The following is a 16268-nucleotide window of genomic DNA, read 5'->3' on the forward strand; positions in this document are numbered from 1 at the left end:
AAATGTGTGGCTCTGAGAAAGGCGATAGGACGCCCCCTCGGAGCCACACTGTCAAGATCTGCTTGCGAACGTCATGTACTGAGAAGTATGTTGCCTCCTCAAGCAATTGAAGCATTCACGTTCAGAATACGAGCGCTATACCTTGGGTAAATGCGAAGGGAAATGCGAATCAGGATCAATCAAGGGATGGGGCTTTGAAACGATAGATGTTCGTTTCGCGCATTTCAAAACCACTGCGTTGGTAGAGCCGATTTGCTGCTTTACGGGATGGGCGAGAGGTAAGATCAATCGACTTCGCGCCGCGCTTATTCGCCAGCTCAACAGCGCTGTCAACTAGCGCGCGGCCAGCACCTTGGCCACGGGCGGCTTCATCGACAACCACATCCTCAATCCAGGCGCGTACGCCAGTGGGAATCTCGAACAGAACAAGAGACAGCATTCCTACGATTGAGTTGTCATTTTCAGAGCGGAAAACGAGTAACGACAGAGCGTCCGAGGACAGGATGCGGCTCAGACCTTCCATATCAAGAGGAGTTGAGGACTTCGAGAGCTGAGGGATCAGACGCGCGAATGCCTTTTCAAGCTCGGGGGTGGCATCGGTGATGAGTTCAACGGCCATGAATTTTCCTTTCACAGAACAAATATCGTGCCACTTGGGATGCCCCAAAATAGCATCATACCTCTAGTGTAAACGTAAAACGCGGCGGGCTGGAAAGCCCCCAGCCCGCCGCGTTCGCTGATATGAGAATCAGATGAGTTCCATTGCCTGGCGTGCAATGGAGAGCTCTTCGTTAGTCGGAATCACCATCACGCGCACCGAGGAATCCTCGGTCGAGATCGTACGTGCTTCCTTTGAACGAACAGCATTCTTCTCAGCATCGATCTTTACACCGAATCCAGCCAGGCGCTCAGCCACGGCTGCGCGCAGGAGATCGTCGTTCTCGCCTGCGCCAGCGGTCCACGTGATGACGTCAAGTCCACCCATCACTGCAGCATAGGCTCCGATGTAGTGGATGATGCGGTGAACGTAAACCTCGATGGCTTCCTTCGCGTCTTCGTCGCCAGCTTCGATCTTCTCCCACACCATGCGCATGTCATTGTCTCCGGCGAGACCCTTCAGACCTGACTCCTTGTTGAATAGCGTGTCGATTTCGTCGATTGACATGCCGCCAACGCGTGCAAGGTGGAAAACAACTGCTGGATCGATATTGCCGGTACGGGTACCCATCATCAGGCCCTCAAGTGGGGTTAGCCCCATCGAGGTGTCCACTGCGTGGCCATTGACAACGGCGGACACCGATGCGCCGTTACCCACGTGGAGGACGATCTGCTTAAGGTCATCGCGCCCAAGCAGCTCGGCAACCTTCTGCGAGATGTACATATGGGACGTGCCATGAGCGCCGTAGCGTCGGATCTCATACTTCTCAGCCACATCACGCTTGAGAGCGTAGGTGGCCGATTCGCGCGGAAGATTCTGGAAGAATGCCGTGTCGAACACGGCAATATTCGGCACGTCAAACAGCTCGCGTGCAACCTCGATGCCCTTCAGGTGGGCGGCATTGTGCAGCGGAGCGAGCGGGATAAGCTCTTCGATCTTGGCCGCGACGGCGTCATCAATGATGGCAGCCTTATCGAAGTACTTACCGCCTTGAACGACGCGGTGGCCAACAGCCTTGATTTCAGCTTCTTCGAGCTTCGGGCCATAGGTGTTGAACATGTCCAGAACGAGCTTAAGACCTTCACCATGATCGGCAATGCGCTGATCAAGGGTGTGCTTTTCGCCGTTCACCTTGTGCTCAAGCGCGGAGGTCTCCTCGCCGATGCGCTCTACGAGTCCGGATGCGAGCGATTCGCCGCTTTCCGGGTCCACCAGCTGGTACTTGATCGATGACGAACCCGAGTTAATGACGAGTACAGACACGTATTCTCCTTTTTGTTTGTTTCGTTATTTTGCCGACGCAGGAGGGAGGTTCCACCTGCGTCGGCAAGTTTTTAGCCCTGCGCCTGAATGGCAGTGATTGCCACCGTGTTGACGATGTCGTCAACAAGTGCGCCACGGGAAAGATCATTGACTGGCTTGTTCAGACCCTGAAGGATGGGGCCAACAGCGACAGCGCCTGAAGAACGCTGAACAGCCTTGTATCCAATGTTTCCAGCCGACAGCGACGGGAAGATGAATACTGTTGCATGGCCGGCCACTGGCGAGCCAGGGAGCTTCTTCGCAGCAACAGCCTTGTCTACGGCGGCATCGTACTGGATGGGGCCTTCGATGAGGAGGTCGGGACGAGCGTCTTTCGCCACGCGAGTTGCCTCGACGACGGCGTCAACGTCTGGCCCCTTACCGGAGGTGCCGGTGGAGTAAGAGAGCATCGCTACGCGTGGCTCAACACCGAACTGAGCTGCGGTTTCTGCCGAAGAAATTGCGATAGAGCCGAGCTGTTCTGGGGTGGGGTTGGTATTCACGGCGCAATCGCCGTACACGAACACGCGGTCTTCCATCAGCATGAGGAAGCACGAGGACACAATCGAAGCGCCCGGCTTGGTCTTAATAATCTGGAAGGACGGGACGATGGTGTTTGCAGTGGTGTTCACAGCACCGGACACCATACCGTCGGCGTCGCCCATATGAACCATCATCGTGCCGAAGTACGATAGATCTTTGATCTTCTCAACTGCTGCCTCGTAAGTCACGCCCTTCTTCTCACGCAGACGTGCAAACTCAGTTGCGTACTTTTCCACGAGAGCAGGATCAGAGATAGACACGATTGATGCACCTGACAGGTCAAGGTCAAGTTCGCCTGCGCGCGCCAAAACCTCGTCCTTTTCACCAAGCAAAATGATGTCAGCAACTTCGCGACGCAGCAGTTCATCAGCTGCACGCAAGATACGATCATCGCTTGATTCCGGCATCACGATTCGCTTGCGATCAGCGCGTGCGCGCGAGATCAGGCGTGACTGGAAAGCGAGCGGCGTAATAACGTCCGATTCCTCTTCCATCGCGTCGCGAAGGGTGGCAGACATTGGCTCAGTGAGCTCACGCGAACCGCCATCGGGGAAAGCAATGACAGGGGCAACTTCGTGAGCGAAGCGCTCCTGATCAAATTCGCCCGGTGCGTCAGTAACGACGACTGCGGAGACTGGTGCGTGCTCTTCGTTGACAACAGACTTGGCGAGTTTAGAGATCGTCGTGATCTGTGCAGGGGAACGCAGAGCTCCCGAAATTGCGAGCACCATGGTTGTGCCAAGGTTGGCTGTAGCGCGGCCTGCGCGGTCGAGTGTGCCGGGGTTGAACGGATCGCCGTCGAGAATGCCCAGGACCAAAACGGCGTCGAAACCCTCTGCGTAGTCCGTGTAGCGCTTGACGACCTGGTTCATCGCCTCTTCTTCGTCATTGACATAGGTTTGACGTGAAGAACCCCATGCGCGGTCAAGATCCTCCAGGCGACCTGCTGCTTCTAGGAGCTCAATAAAGGCCGCATCTTCTTCGATTGGGCCGTTGGTGAAGGAACGGAAGACGCCCAGGTTTGGGTAGTCAGCCTTAAGCTGCTTGACAAAAGAGAGGGCTGTAGTGCGGGTGCCGGAGTTTCCCTCCGCCGCGGTAAAATAGACGCTTTTGGTCACGAGTTTTTCCTCAATCTAGTTCGGATGCCTCATTGCGTACCTGCCACAACAGGACTAGTTCTATCGTCCCACTTTTCGCGCAATTATGTATCTGAACGTTAAGATTTTTGGGGAAATCACACATGAGGGAGGTCACGTGGGCAAACGGAGAACCGAGCGTCAACGTCGTCGTGAGCAAGAACTGCGGCCGCCGATGCGCGGCGGACTTGGGGCAAGTCCGGTGATTCTTCCCCCGGGTGAATACAACAAGGTAGCGCAATGGCTTGACGAACGATTCGGTTCGGGGAGCGCGCAAGCCCTAGACAAAGGCGATATTTTTGCCGACTACGGTGTGCAGCTTTCTTCCGACGCCCCTTACGTTCCTGGACAACGGCTGTGGTTGTTTCGAGCGGTTCCGGACGAACCTGCCGAACCGATTGTGTTGAATGTTCTGGCAGAGAACGACAACTATATTGCTGTCGATAAGCCTCACGGAATCGCAACGATTCCTCGAGGTGGGTACGTTGCACGCAGCGTGGTGGTCGCAGCGAGGCGGCAATTTTCCAACGATGATCTCGTCCCTGCACACAGACTCGACGCGGGAACGGCCGGGGTACTTCTCCTGGTGAAAAATCCTGAAGTTCGTGGTGCTTACCAACGCATGTTCCAGATGCGCAACGTCGAAAAAGAATATGAAGCAGTTGCTCCCCTCGTAGGAGAAATTGGTCAGTGGCGCCGTGTGGAATTGCGATTGGAAAAAGAACACGGTGAACTCGCTGCCCGTGTGGTTGATGGCGAACCGAATGCGATCACCGATCTTGCTCCTATCGAGGAGCTGGGGGAGTATGCCCGGTGGCGCCTTTTTCCGCACACCGGTAAAACCCATCAATTACGTGCAACCTTGAGCTATCTCGGTGCTCCGATTGTGTGTGATCCGCTCTTCCCCCGTGTGATGGATGCCCAGGAGGCTGAGCGTTTGCCTTGTCCTGTCCAGCTTTTGGCGCGAACGTTACGTTTTCGCGATCCGCTCAGCGGACAGATGGTGGAGGTGACATCCAAAGCGCGTCTCGCACTGGGGTGACTACCAGCGGAACGGGAGCGATGAGAGTAAAACAGCCATCGACATCGTCAGGTAATCTCAACAATCGGACGATTGCGTCTTACTGAACGAGTAGGGACTCGCGATAGCGTCATGAGCTTAGTAGGCTGGGTTCGTGGAAAATATTCAGCCTGTTCTTGTCATCGATAATGGCGCACAGTACGCCCAGCTCATCGCACGCCGTGTCCGTGAGGCCGGCTACTACTCCGAACTTATTCCTCACTCCTGGAGTGGGGAAAAGATCCTCGCCAAGAACCCCGCCGCAATTATTCTCTCTGGTGGCCCGTCCTCTGTGTACGAAGAGGGTTCTCCGTCGCTCGCCACTGAGATTCTTGACGCCGGTGTTCCGGTGTTTGGTATCTGCTACGGCTTCCAACAGCTTGCCCAAGCCATGGGTGGAACTGTCGAACATACGGGAACCTCTGAATATGGTTCGACCGATGTTGAAATGCTTGCTGATAGCGCGATCACCGGAGAGCAGGGACGTCATGTGAATGCATGGATGAGCCACGGTGATGCTGTGACCACGGCACCTGAAGGTTTCACCGTCACCGCACGGTCAGCTGGCGCCAAGGTTGCTGCATTCGAAAACCCTGAGCGTCGGATCTACGGCGTTCAGTGGCATCCGGAGGTGAAGCACTCCGAAGGCGGCCAGGAAATGATCGAAAACTTCCTCACTCATGCCGGCCTGGAAAAGAACTGGAACACCTCATCGATTATCGAAGACCAAATCGCGAAGATCCGTGCTCAGGTTGGCGATTCCTACGCCATTTGTGCGCTTTCCGGCGGTGTTGATTCCTCGGTTGCTGCTGCACTTGTTCACCGCGCAATCGGCGAGCAGCTCATCTGCGTCTTTGTGGACCACGGCCTCCTGCGCGCTGGCGAAGCTGAGCAGGTCATTCGCGACTATGCGGGCGCTCGCGGTATGCGTATCCTCGCTGTAGACGAGTCGGAGCGTTTCCTTTCTGCTCTCGATGGTGTGTCGGATCCGGAGACAAAACGCAAGATCATTGGCCGCGAATTTATTCGCTCCTTCGAAGCCGCTCAGGCGCGTCTGATCGCTGAAGAAGGTGCGGAGGGTCGTCACATCAGCTTCCTCGTTCAAGGCACGCTATACCCCGACGTCGTTGAATCTGGTGGCGGCGAGGGTACGGCCAATATCAAGTCGCACCACAATGTGGGAGGTTTGCCGGAGGATCTCGAATTTTCCTTGGTGGAGCCGTTGCGTGATCTCTTCAAGGACGAGGTGCGTGCAATTGGTTGTGAACTCGGTCTTGCAGAGAATCTTGTCTGGCGTCAGCCATTCCCTGGCCCTGGCCTCGGTATTCGTATCGTTGGCGAAGTGACCCGTGATCGCTTGGAGACCTTGCGTGCTGCCGATGCGATTGTTCGCGCCGAGTTCACTGCTGCTGGCATGGATCGTGAGATTTGGCAGTGCCCGGTTGTCTTGCTCGCTGATGTGCGTTCCGTTGGTGTGCAAGGTGATGGCCGTACCTACGGTCATCCGATTGTCTTGCGCCCAGTGAGCTCTGAAGATGCCATGACGGCGGATTGGACACGCGTTCCCTACGAGCTGCTGGCAAAGATCTCCAATCGCATCATCAACGAAGTTCCTGACGTGAACCGCGTGGTTTTGGATGTGACATCCAAGCCCCCGGCAACTATCGAGTGGGAATGATCAAAAGGTGAAGGGGCGGCCTGGCAAGGCCGCCGTTTCTTTTTCCTCCGCTTACGGACGCCGACGTTTGGATATGGACGGCCACGTGACCGCCCAGCGAATAGACACAGTGACCGACGCGCCGAAAGCGGACACGAAAAACTGTCATAGGCGCCTATTAGACTTGCTGGCAGTATGAGTGAAAATGATTTTTCTGCAGCAATGGCGCGGCTTCGAGCACGAATCGACGCCGCGAAGGCCACCTCGTCCCCATCCACCGAGGTAGCGGCGTCGAACGCACCCAATGACACATCGGTGTCGTCGGGAGCTGAGCGTTTGCTTGCGGGACTCAACCCCGCGCAAAAGACCGCCGTCACCTCCCAAGCTCCATATATGCTGGTTGTTGCTGGCGCGGGATCAGGGAAAACAAAAGTATTGACCACCCGTATTGCCTACCTCATCGCAACAGGCAGGGTTGCTCCAGGTGAGATCCTTGCGATTACCTTTACAAATAAAGCCGCGAAAGAGATGCGTGAGCGTCTCGAAGGACTGCTCGGTCCACAAGCGCGCTATATGTGGATTTCTACCTTTCATTCGGCGTGTGTGAGGATCCTCAGGGCTGAACATGAAGCGATCGGAATGAGATCGACCTTTACTATCTACGATTCAGCTGATTCTTTGCGCTTGATGACGATCGTTGCTCGGGAAGAGGGGATCGAGTCGAAGGCACACCCACCGAAGAAACTTATTCGTGCGGTGTCCGATCTCAAGAATGAGCTTGTCAGTGCGGCCGAATTTGACAGGGCGGCGAGCGGCAAAGATGAACAGATTCTTGCTCGGGCTTATTTGGGGTATCAAAAGCGTCTCGCACGTGCGAATGCTCTGGACTTCGACGATCTCATCATGAAAACAGTAGAGGTCCTTCGTTCGCATCCTATGATTGCGCAACATTACCGCAGGCGCTTCCGCCACATCCTGGTAGACGAATACCAAGACACAAATGTGGCCCAGTACGAGCTTATTCGCACCCTTGTCGGGGATACTGCTGAGGCAGTTCACGGCGAGCTAACGGTAGTGGGAGATGCTGATCAGTCGATTTACGCTTTCCGAGGGGCAACCATACGAAATATCCAAGATTTCGAAAAGGATTTCCCTGATTCGCAAACCGTTTTGCTTGAACAAAATTACCGGTCAACTCAGAATATTTTGTCAGCTGCCAATGCGGTCATCTCCAATAATGATGGCCGGCGTGCCAAAAATCTGTGGACAGATTCCGGCAGTGGCGAACCGCTCGTGGGTTACGTTGCGGACGCTGAGTCGGACGAAAGTGCCTTCGTCGTCGAAGAGATCGATAAACTCCGCACCAATGGGTATAAGTATGGCGATTTCGCCGTCTTTTATCGTGCGAATGCTCAGTCGCGCGCACTCGAAGAGATGTTCGTCCGATCAGGAATTCCATACAAAGTTGTTGGTGGTACGAAGTTCTATGACCGCAAAGAGATCAAGGACGCGATTGCGTACTTGCACGCTGTGGTCAATCCTGATGACACGGTATCGATTCGTCGTATTCTCAATGAACCCAAGCGTGGGCTTGGCGCTAAAGCTGAAGAGGCGGTTGCTTTCCATGCTGCTCGTCACGGGATCTCATTCGGAGCTGCCCTGAGCGCGGTGGCACATCCTGAATTAGGGCAAGTCGAGGGGCTAACACCACGAGCGCGAGCGTCAATGACAGAATTTGTCCTCATGCTCGAGGATATGCGAAAGCAATCGGAGGAGGGACAATCTCCGGCAGATATTCTCGACAATCTCATGGATGCGTCTGGATACCTGGATGTCCTGCAAAAATCGAACGATCCCCAAGATGAAGTGCGTGTTGAAAATCTGGCCGAACTTCACTCGGTAGCGTCTGATTTTCGCGTGCTGAATCCGCAGGGGACATTGGGGGAATTTCTCGATCAAATTGCGCTCGTGTCGGATACTGATCAAATTCCCGATGGGGAAGGTGAAGGACAAGTCGTCCTGATGACTATCCACACTGCTAAGGGTCTTGAATTTCCTGTGGTGTTTGTGACGGGACTCGAGGATGGGACATTCCCGCATATCCGCTCTCTCGGATCTGGGCGCGAACTGGCAGAGGAGCGTCGTCTCGCATATGTGGCGTTGACACGAGCGCGCGAACGTCTCTACGTTACTCGCGCTGCGACGCGTTCCCAATACGGTGCGCCGCAGTCTTTGCCTCCGTCGCGTTTTTTGGAGGAGATCCCTCAGGAGATCATCACGTGGAGGCGATCTGAGGCTTCGGTTGAATCGTTGCGAGGAGGGTGGGGCGGTGTACGCTGGTCATCGCGTTCGAGGGACTTGTGGAATGATGATGATTTTGCGCCAGCATTCGGCGGGAAAACGTCATTTACTCCAGGAAAATTGGATGAAGCACAATCTGTGTCTACACCTGTTACAGGGGAGCAAAAGACGGGCGGGCTCTCGGTGGGTGATCGAGTGCGGCACAAATCGTTCGGTACGGGCACTGTGGTGTCATTTGAAGGAGCTGGAAAATCAACAGTTGCCAAGGTGAAGTTCACCAACGGAGCGACGAAACGCCTGATGCTGAGATTTGCTCCATTGGAGAAAATCTCATGAAACGGCCCGTTGCTCACTCCGCTCGGACAGGCCGACGTTCCCAAGAACCACGATCAAACTCGTCAGCATATTCGGACCCAGGCGGTTATATCTCAGGTCTCGATGGGGTGCGTGCAATTGCTGTTCTCGCCGTCATCCTTTATCACATCGCTCCCGGTGTCTTCCATGGTGGATTTCTGGGGGTTGATGTATTCTTTGTGATTTCGGGCTTTTTGATTACGACGCTCGTTTTGCGTGAAAAACGCAAAACTGGTGGGATAAATCTTGGCCAATTCTGGGTTCGACGTGCCAGGCGGCTCTTGCCTGCTTTCCTCGCACTGATCATTATTGTGGTGCCTTTAGCCTGGGTCGTCAGCCGTGATTTGCTGGTCGGGATCGGCAGGCAGGTTCTCGGTGCATTGACGTTCTCCACTAACTGGCTAGAAATTGCACATGGGAGTTCTTATTTTGACCAGACTACGCCACTGTTGTTCAAAAATTTCTGGTCACTGGCGATTGAGGAACAGTTTTACGTCCTATGGCCGCTTGCAATGTTGTTGCTTGTTGGCAGTGCGCGGAGGTTCTGGCAACGTCTGAGCGTTGCAAGCATTCTGGCCGTTGGTTCAGCTAGTGCAATGGGGATCCTCTACGATCCTCAAAATATCACTCGTGTGTACTACGGAACAGACACCCATCTTTTCGGTATTGCTGTCGGGATCATCGTGGCATTTTGCTGGGCAGATCGACGAGCTCCGCTTTTGAGTTCTTCCGAATGGGTCAAACTTTCGCAACCTGTGGGTGCTGGTGCGCTTTGCGTGATCATCGTCGCTATGTGCGTTCTTCCTGATACTGCGCCGGGAGCATACCGCGGAGTCATTTTTCTCATCAGCGTGTTAAGTGCTGTAGTGATCGCTGCGATGTTGCAACCCCACTCACTTCTGGCCAGGATTTGTGATAATCAAGTATTGCGTTGGATCGGTGAACGCTCATATGGACTTTACTTGTGGCATTGGCCAGTTCTTGTGATCGTTAGCGCGGCATATCCTCTTGCGGTCGGCTCACTCGGGTACTGGATTCGTGCTCTCATTGCGCTCCTTCTGACTGCAGGTGTGTGTGAGCTGTCACTGCGTTTCATCGAATACCCAATACGACATCGAGGCTTTCGTGCGGTAATTGCGGATGTCATAGGGGCAATTCGAAATCGCATTGAATGGCAAATTGCTGCCGGAGTAAGTGCCGTTCTTCTCCTGACCACCGTCATTGCGATTGCGACGGCCCCAGCAAAGAGTTCAACGACGATTGCGATTGAAAATGGTGAGTCGGTAGTGGATGGGCACCCCACTGAACCGAACCCATCAGCGTCAGAGTCTTCTGCGCTCAAGCAGACAGATCGTGCGCGCCTCGTGGAGGGTTTTAACTCATCGCTTCCTCGCGCTGAGGAGATCACAGCGATTGGCGATTCGATGATTGCGGCCTCAAAGACGGGCTTCACACATGTCATGCCTGGCGTTCGATTTATTGCAAAATCGAGTACCCAGTGGAAAGACGCCAAGCAGATGGTTGCTGATGGCCTGAACAAAAACCTCATTGGCCGTGGGGTCATCCTCTCTTTCGGAACAAATGCAGGAGTTCCTGATACCCAGGCAGTGCGTGAGGTCCTCGACCTTCTTGGTCCGCATCGGATGATTGTCTTGATGAACCTCTATTCTCCGTCAACGTTTATCACCTCCGCCAATAAAGAGCTGGCGGCCGTGGCTGATGAATACGCGAATGTCACTCTTGCCGATTGGAACTCTTATGTGTCAACTCAGCCTGCACTGTTGCAAGTTGATCAGACTCATCCCTCGATTCAAGGCGCGGTTGATTTCGCGCAGTTGTCCTATCAGACAATGAAAGAATTCTCTGCACGGTTGAGTTCGCATTCCCACTCGGGAAAGAATGAAGGGAAGTAGTGCTGTGCCCAGTGAAAGGACTGCAATGGATGACGAACTGACGCCGCTTCAGCGAGCGACGATCGTAGCCAAAGGCGCACTTTTACCCTCAGCACTGATGTGGCTCGTTCTGACACTGGGGACACTTGTTTTCTATGTTGTCGAGGCTGAAGCCCCTGCTTTGGGTGAGGCAACGTGGGCCGACGCAGCACGTTTTGCCTGTGGGTTCTTTCTCACGGCATTCGGTGGTTCCGTTCGAGTGGGGACTGGTTTTCTCACCCTTGCACCATTGACCATCACAGCAATGACCGTTGGCTTCACCTATACATCACTTCGGCGTTGTGGGGTATTGAACTGGCGCGAGTGGGCTGTTGCTGCTTTCTCGCCAGTGGCATTGGTAGGATGCGCAGGATTAATCGCTCAACCTGGGGGATCCTGGTGGGTGGCACTGATCGGAAGCATCCTCTGGTTCGGCTGTATGGCAATCATTGCCGGACGCGAAAGTCTCGTTCCCGCCGTTTGCGGCGAAATTGTCACAAGCACAGCCAAAGTAGCGCGTCTGCTTCTGACCATCATGACCATTTTCTCCCTCCTGAGCGTCATCGCAGGAATCATTGGTGGCGCGACGCGCATTGCAGCAATTCAGTCGTCATTTATCGGCGGAATGCTTGACGCAGTTGGGCTGACACTTCTTCAGCTTGCGTACCTCCCTAATGCTGCGATCTGGGGTTTTGCGTATCTCACAGGCGCAGGTTTCGCAGTGGGACAAGGGACAAGTTTCTCCGTCTTGTCAGTGACGTCGCTTCCCCTGCCAGCACTTCCTGCCTTCGGGGCATTGCCCCAAGTCGGCTGGCATGCCCCGTGGCTGATCGCGGTGATGGTCAGCATCGTTGCGATTAGCGGCATATGGCGCGTACGTCAGGACCGCCACCGGTCGCTCGGGGCAACGGCACTTCACAGCGCACTGGGCGGTGTGATGGCAGCGTTGATAATGTCTGCACTTACGAGCGCTGCCTCCGGCGCAATTGGGCCTGGGCGTATGTCCACCGTCGGCGCGAATGGCGCACTGATTTTTGGTCTTGCTCTGATTGAAATTGCATTGCCATTCTTTCTTGCCAGTGTCCTGGCGCATCGTGCGACGTTGTCATGGATAAGGGGACAGGCCGCTAGCGCGTATACTCGCGCGAAAGACAAAATTTCTGCAGCTGAAGAAAAGCTCAATCAGCAGCAACATGACGTGCCGAGCGAAGAAAATCTCGATCTCTGTGGCGATTCAGAAGAGAATCAGGATACTCTCGATACACACGAAATCCCCATCGTGACCGATGAATCCTGCACCAAGGAGGCTGACAAAACGAAGTGAACGACTATCAACTTCCGCCGGTTGGGTACTACGCAGCGCTTATACTGTGGCTCCTGGCTGTTATCGCGGTAGCCTTCGTGGTTGATGTTGGATGGGCGGCAGATGTTCTTGCCGCCGGATTTGTTGCTCACGCTCTTGCCCGTGTGCTGTTACCTGCCGGGAAAGTTCCTCAGGTTCGCACGAGGGCAGTCGATGTTTTTTGGTGCCTAGCGTTTGCAGGCGTCATTGCATTCTTTGCTTCTTTTGGAAATACGCCGCAAATTTAGCGGTCTGAGAAAGGAATATGTTGAGTTCGCTCGTCGTCAACATTTTGTTCGTCCTGCTGTTCACACTCATTGGAGCAATGTTCTCTGCGTCGGAAATGGCTCTTGTTACCCTGCGAGATACGCAGATTGAGTCGATGGCTCTGACATCAAAATCTGGTGCAAAAATCAAAAAGCTGACCGATGATTCGAATCGTTTTCTCTCAGCAGTCCAGGTGGGCGTCACCCTCGCGGGATTTTTCTCGGCGTCGTTTGGAGCCTCGACTATTGCTCCGGAAATTTCCCCGCTCTTCGTCGGCTGGGGAATGGGGGAAAGTGGCGCGGCAACGACAGCGTTTATTGTTGTGACCATCGTGATTTCCTATATCTCGATTATCCTCGGTGAACTTGTGCCCAAGCGCCTGGCGATGCAGAGTGCAGAAACATTTGCAAAACTTGTAGCTTACCCTCTCACCGCCATCACCGCGCTGCTCTCTCCCGTGATTTGGTTCCTCGGCCTATCGGTCAATGTTGTTCTGCGCCTGATGGGACGCGATCCGGAAAACAAACGTGAAGAAATGGACGCTGAGGAATTGCGTTCTTATGTGGCCGGCTACGAGGCAATTCCAGCAACTGAACGTGATATGGTTGTTGACCTGCTTTCAGTGGGCGAGCGAACCGTTGAAGAGATCATGACTCCGCGTACAGAAGTTGATTTCATCGACGCAGACTTACCGATTGATGAAGCGCAGCTGATGGTCAACGAGCTCGATCACTCGCGGTACCCGGTTCGAGATAATCAAAATGACGATGAAGTAATCGGATTCATCCACATCCGTGATCTCCTCGTCCCTGAACCACAAGTGAAGCGTGTGCGAGATATCGTCCGCCTTGTCCAGTTCTTCCCCGAGGGGAAACCTGTTTTGACTGCGTTGACTGAGATGCGTGCCCAAAATTCGCACCTTGCCATCGTGATCGACGAATACGGCGGAACCGATGGAATCATCACTCTTGAAGACGTTGTCGAAGAGTTCGTGGGAGAAATCCAGGACGAATACGATTCTGAAGCGGATATTGATTATTCTGCGGAGTCTGGAGGCGAGGTCTCAGGTTTGCTCTCACGCGCTGATGTCGAAAAAGTTCTTGAACGTGAACTCCCCGATGGTCCATTTGATACTCTTGCTGGTTACATCGTTGATGAGCTGGGTCGAATGCCGCAGAAGGGAGATGAGGTGATGTTCGGATCGCTTCTGCTCAAGGTAGCATTGATGGACGGACGCCGCATTGATCGAATTACAGTTATTCCGCAGTTGTTGGCCGACGAGCCAGGGACTGCTGAGTAGCGTGACTCGTTGATGAGACGGGCTGGAACACGATTATTCCAGCCCGTCTCATTTTTATGCGTCGTGGAGGACGACCGAGAGGTTCGTCAACGGTTGGTCATAGTGGGCGTCTGCCATCGCAGCGGCAATGCAGGTTAGCCCCATCCACCACTGCTCGTAAGGCAATCGTGAGTCCATATCGATCAGCTCAGGCATATGGGCAACGGGCAGCGCAGTCATCTGTCCATCAAGATGCCCGACGTGGAAAGCGCCAGTTTTTCCTTGCTGAAGCTGCTCGTCCAGAACCGCCAAAGCACGATCGACGAGGCGAACTGCCAACGTACGATCAAACGGTGAAGGACGTCCACCTTGTTGCGTATGCCCGATGATATGGGAGCGGACGTCGAAGAGACCGCCGCCTTCTTCCTCGAACGTCCGGCGAAGGAAATCAGTGGTGTAATACTCCGAGGCCGACTCATTCCTGATCGACAGGTATAGGTGGCGTCCCTCGCTGAATGAGCGCACCATCCGCGCTGCGTCGTCGGCGAGGCGGGCAAGCGTGATTCCTTGTTCTGCCAAATACACCTGCTCGGCACCTGTGGTAATGGCACTCATTAAAGCAAGGTAGCCACATTGGCGTCCCATCGTTTCGACCACGAAGGCACGTTGCGAAGCCGAAGCCGAAGCTTTAATGGCGTCGATTGTTTCTGCGTTCACATTGAGTGCCGTGTCCGCTCCGATGGACAATTCTGATCCGGGGAGATTGTTGTCGATAGACGACGGGACACAAATCATCGGAATATTGAATGCGGGGTAGTGGGTACGTTCTAAGACCATGTTGTAAATGGCCTTGTATCCTTTGAACCCACCGATCATAACAAGTGCATCAAGCTTGGCATTTTCGATTGCCCGCCCCAATGCATAGTATTCATCTGGTTCGGGGATAGTGCGTCGTGTTCCAAGTGCCGCACCCGGCTCAGTTGCCCATCCTTCGACGTCGGCCCACTCAAGTGAGCGGAAAGAGCCAGCGAGCAGCCCAGGGAAACCTCCCTCGATGCCCACCATCTCCCAACCGCGAGATAGCCCAAGTTTGACGGCTGCTCGAGCGGCGGGATTCATGCCCGGAGCGAGGCCACCCGAGTGAAGGATACCCACGCGCTTGCGTTCGCCGTTGACCGTCGGGGCGGAGGGTGCGGAGAGAGTTTCAAAGAGAGTGATCATCTGCCCGTATCCGCGTCCACGTGATTCGATGGCTTTCTCCCACTCGCCCGAGGCCATGTAGTCCTTCACCTTACGTGTTGAGGCGATTGCATCCATCATGGGGAGTCGAATAATACGGTTGCGCTGAGTGCCGATAATCGTTGGTTCATCGTTATCAGTGGCATTGACCATGTCGAGAGTGGCGGTGTAACCCAGCACAGTGGACATCCAGCGATCATAGGCGGACGGTGTGCCACCGCGCTGGACATGACCGAGGTTCGTGATACGTGCATCCTCACCGAGGCCATCCTTGACTGCCTGCGCGATCTGGGTGGCAGTGATCGGCTGACCCGAGCGATCGATTGCTCCTTCAGCCAAAATGATGATCGAATCGCGGCGTCCCGAGGCGCGGCCTTGGCGGAGTTTGTCACACATGGCCGATTCCCATCCGGCCTCTGGGGGATTTTCTGGGATAAAGACGTAATCTGACCCTCCCACGATCGCGCTCATCAGTGCCAGGTAGCCGCAGTGGCGTCCCATCACTTCGATAATGAACGTTCGCTGATGCGACGCAGCGGTGGAGGCGATAGCGTCCAAGGCCTCCATAATTCGCGTCAGGGCCGAATCGGCGCCGACCGTCATATCAGTGCCGACAAGATCGTTATCAATGGAACCGACAACGCCCGCGATATGGAGCTTGGAGTGAGCTGTCGCTTGTTCGCGAGTGATCTCGCCGGCGTCGGCAAGTTCTTCCAAAAGCGATGGCCATTCAGCTCGGAGCGTGTCGGCGCCTGTCAGTGTGCCGTCTCCGCCGACGATGACGAGGCGATCGATTCCGTGCTCAACAAAGTTTGCCACCGCTCGTTTGCGACCCTCGCGGGTGCGGAACTCGTCGCTTCGTGCAGTGCCAATTGCTGTGCCTCCTCGAGGGAGGATCCCGGAGGCATCGTTCCACGTTGTCGGGCGGATATAATCGCCGCCTGCAATTGCGCCCTTCCAGCCTTCATGAATGGCGTAGGCGGTGGCACCTGCGCTGTGGGCTGTGCGGATAATAGCACGGACAACGGCGTTCATCCCCTGGGCATCACCGCCAGAGGTGAGAAAGCCAATTTTGATATCACTCATGTGAACTCATATTACCGTCAACAGTGAAGTGGGATATGTGCTCATTGGCCTAGCTCGTGGAGCCGAGCATCGATACCCAATGACATGCCTGCGACCAATACGCGACGCAGATG

At 54.7% G+C, this 16268-nt stretch carries 11 protein-coding genes; 7 read left to right on the forward strand and 4 right to left on the reverse strand.

The window, feature by feature from the left end; genetic code table 11:
* Positions 1-175: 175 nt before the first annotated feature.
* The 3 genes from P7079_RS02335 to pta all read right to left on the reverse strand — a co-directional run bounded on the left by P7079_RS02335 (position 176) and on the right by pta (position 3621).
* The gene (locus tag P7079_RS02335; RefSeq protein WP_278013233.1) at positions 176-619 is read right to left on the reverse strand and encodes a GNAT family N-acetyltransferase; all 444 of its coding nucleotides are present in this window, start codon (positions 617-619) and stop codon (positions 176-178) included.
* 129 nt (positions 620-748) lie between these two features.
* Positions 749-1921, reverse strand: coding sequence for an acetate/propionate family kinase (locus P7079_RS02340; RefSeq protein ID WP_278013234.1), 1173 nt, complete (start codon positions 1919-1921; stop codon positions 749-751).
* 71 nt (positions 1922-1992) lie between these two features.
* Positions 1993-3621 (reverse strand): phosphate acetyltransferase, encoded by a 1629-nt coding sequence (pta, locus tag P7079_RS02345; RefSeq protein WP_278013235.1) that lies wholly within the window; start codon positions 3619-3621, stop codon positions 1993-1995.
* Between the two features lie 136 nt (positions 3622-3757).
* Here pta and P7079_RS02350 point away from each other — a divergent pair, with 136 nt between their 5' ends.
* From P7079_RS02350 to P7079_RS02380, 7 genes are all read left to right on the forward strand, one after another.
* Entirely contained in the window at positions 3758-4681 is a 924-nt protein-coding gene (locus P7079_RS02350; RefSeq protein WP_278013236.1) for a pseudouridine synthase, read from the forward strand.
* A 142-nt stretch (positions 4682-4823) separates the two neighbouring features.
* Entirely contained in the window at positions 4824-6377 is a 1554-nt protein-coding gene (gene guaA, locus P7079_RS02355) for a glutamine-hydrolyzing GMP synthase (protein ID WP_278013586.1), read from the forward strand.
* A 174-nt stretch (positions 6378-6551) separates the two neighbouring features.
* Positions 6552-8993, forward strand: a complete 2442-nt coding sequence (gene pcrA / locus P7079_RS02360) for a DNA helicase PcrA (RefSeq protein WP_278013237.1) — start codon at positions 6552-6554, stop codon at positions 8991-8993.
* Positions 8990-10924, forward strand: a complete 1935-nt coding sequence (locus P7079_RS02365) for an acyltransferase family protein (protein WP_278013238.1) — start codon at positions 8990-8992, stop codon at positions 10922-10924. Before pcrA ends, P7079_RS02365 begins: the two co-directional genes overlap by 4 nt.
* Positions 10925-10949: 25 nt before the next feature.
* Positions 10950-12266: a cell division protein PerM gene (locus P7079_RS02370; protein ID WP_278013239.1), complete on the forward strand. Its 1317-nt coding sequence runs from the start codon at positions 10950-10952 to the stop codon at positions 12264-12266.
* A complete protein-coding gene (locus P7079_RS02375) occupies positions 12263-12532 on the forward strand; it encodes a hypothetical protein (protein WP_278013240.1) in 270 nt (89 codons plus the stop codon). The genes P7079_RS02370 and P7079_RS02375 overlap by 4 nt, the downstream gene beginning before the upstream one ends.
* Before the next feature lie 17 nt (positions 12533-12549).
* Positions 12550-13851, forward strand: coding sequence for a hemolysin family protein (locus tag P7079_RS02380; RefSeq protein WP_278013241.1), 1302 nt, complete (start codon positions 12550-12552; stop codon positions 13849-13851).
* Between the two features lie 54 nt (positions 13852-13905).
* Here the strand turns inward: P7079_RS02380 and P7079_RS02385 are convergent, their stop codons facing one another.
* Positions 13906-16155 carry a 6-phosphofructokinase gene (locus P7079_RS02385; RefSeq protein ID WP_278013242.1) on the reverse strand — a complete coding sequence of 750 codons (2250 nt, stop codon included), beginning with the start codon at positions 16153-16155 and terminating at the stop codon, positions 13906-13908.
* Positions 16156-16268 lie beyond the last annotated feature (113 nt).

The sequence above is a fragment of the Arcanobacterium canis genome, assembly GCF_029625435.1.
Taxonomy (GTDB): domain Bacteria; phylum Actinomycetota; class Actinomycetes; order Actinomycetales; family Actinomycetaceae; genus Arcanobacterium; species Arcanobacterium canis.

Coding starts and splice junctions, on each gene's coding strand:
- pcrA (WP_278013237.1), top strand. CDS start 6,552: ATGAGTGAAAATGATTTTTCTGCAGCAATGGCGCGGCTTCGAGCACGA.
- P7079_RS02365 (WP_278013238.1), top strand. CDS start 8,990: ATGAAACGGCCCGTTGCTCACTCCGCTCGGACAGGCCGACGTTCCCAA.
- P7079_RS02380 (WP_278013241.1), top strand. CDS start 12,550: ATGTTGAGTTCGCTCGTCGTCAACATTTTGTTCGTCCTGCTGTTCACA.
- P7079_RS02385 (WP_278013242.1), bottom strand. CDS start 16,155: ATGAGTGATATCAAAATTGGCTTTCTCACCTCTGGCGGTGATGCCCAG.
- P7079_RS02335 (WP_278013233.1), bottom strand. CDS start 619: ATGGCCGTTGAACTCATCACCGATGCCACCCCCGAGCTTGAAAAGGCA.
- P7079_RS02370 (WP_278013239.1), top strand. CDS start 10,950: ATGGATGACGAACTGACGCCGCTTCAGCGAGCGACGATCGTAGCCAAA.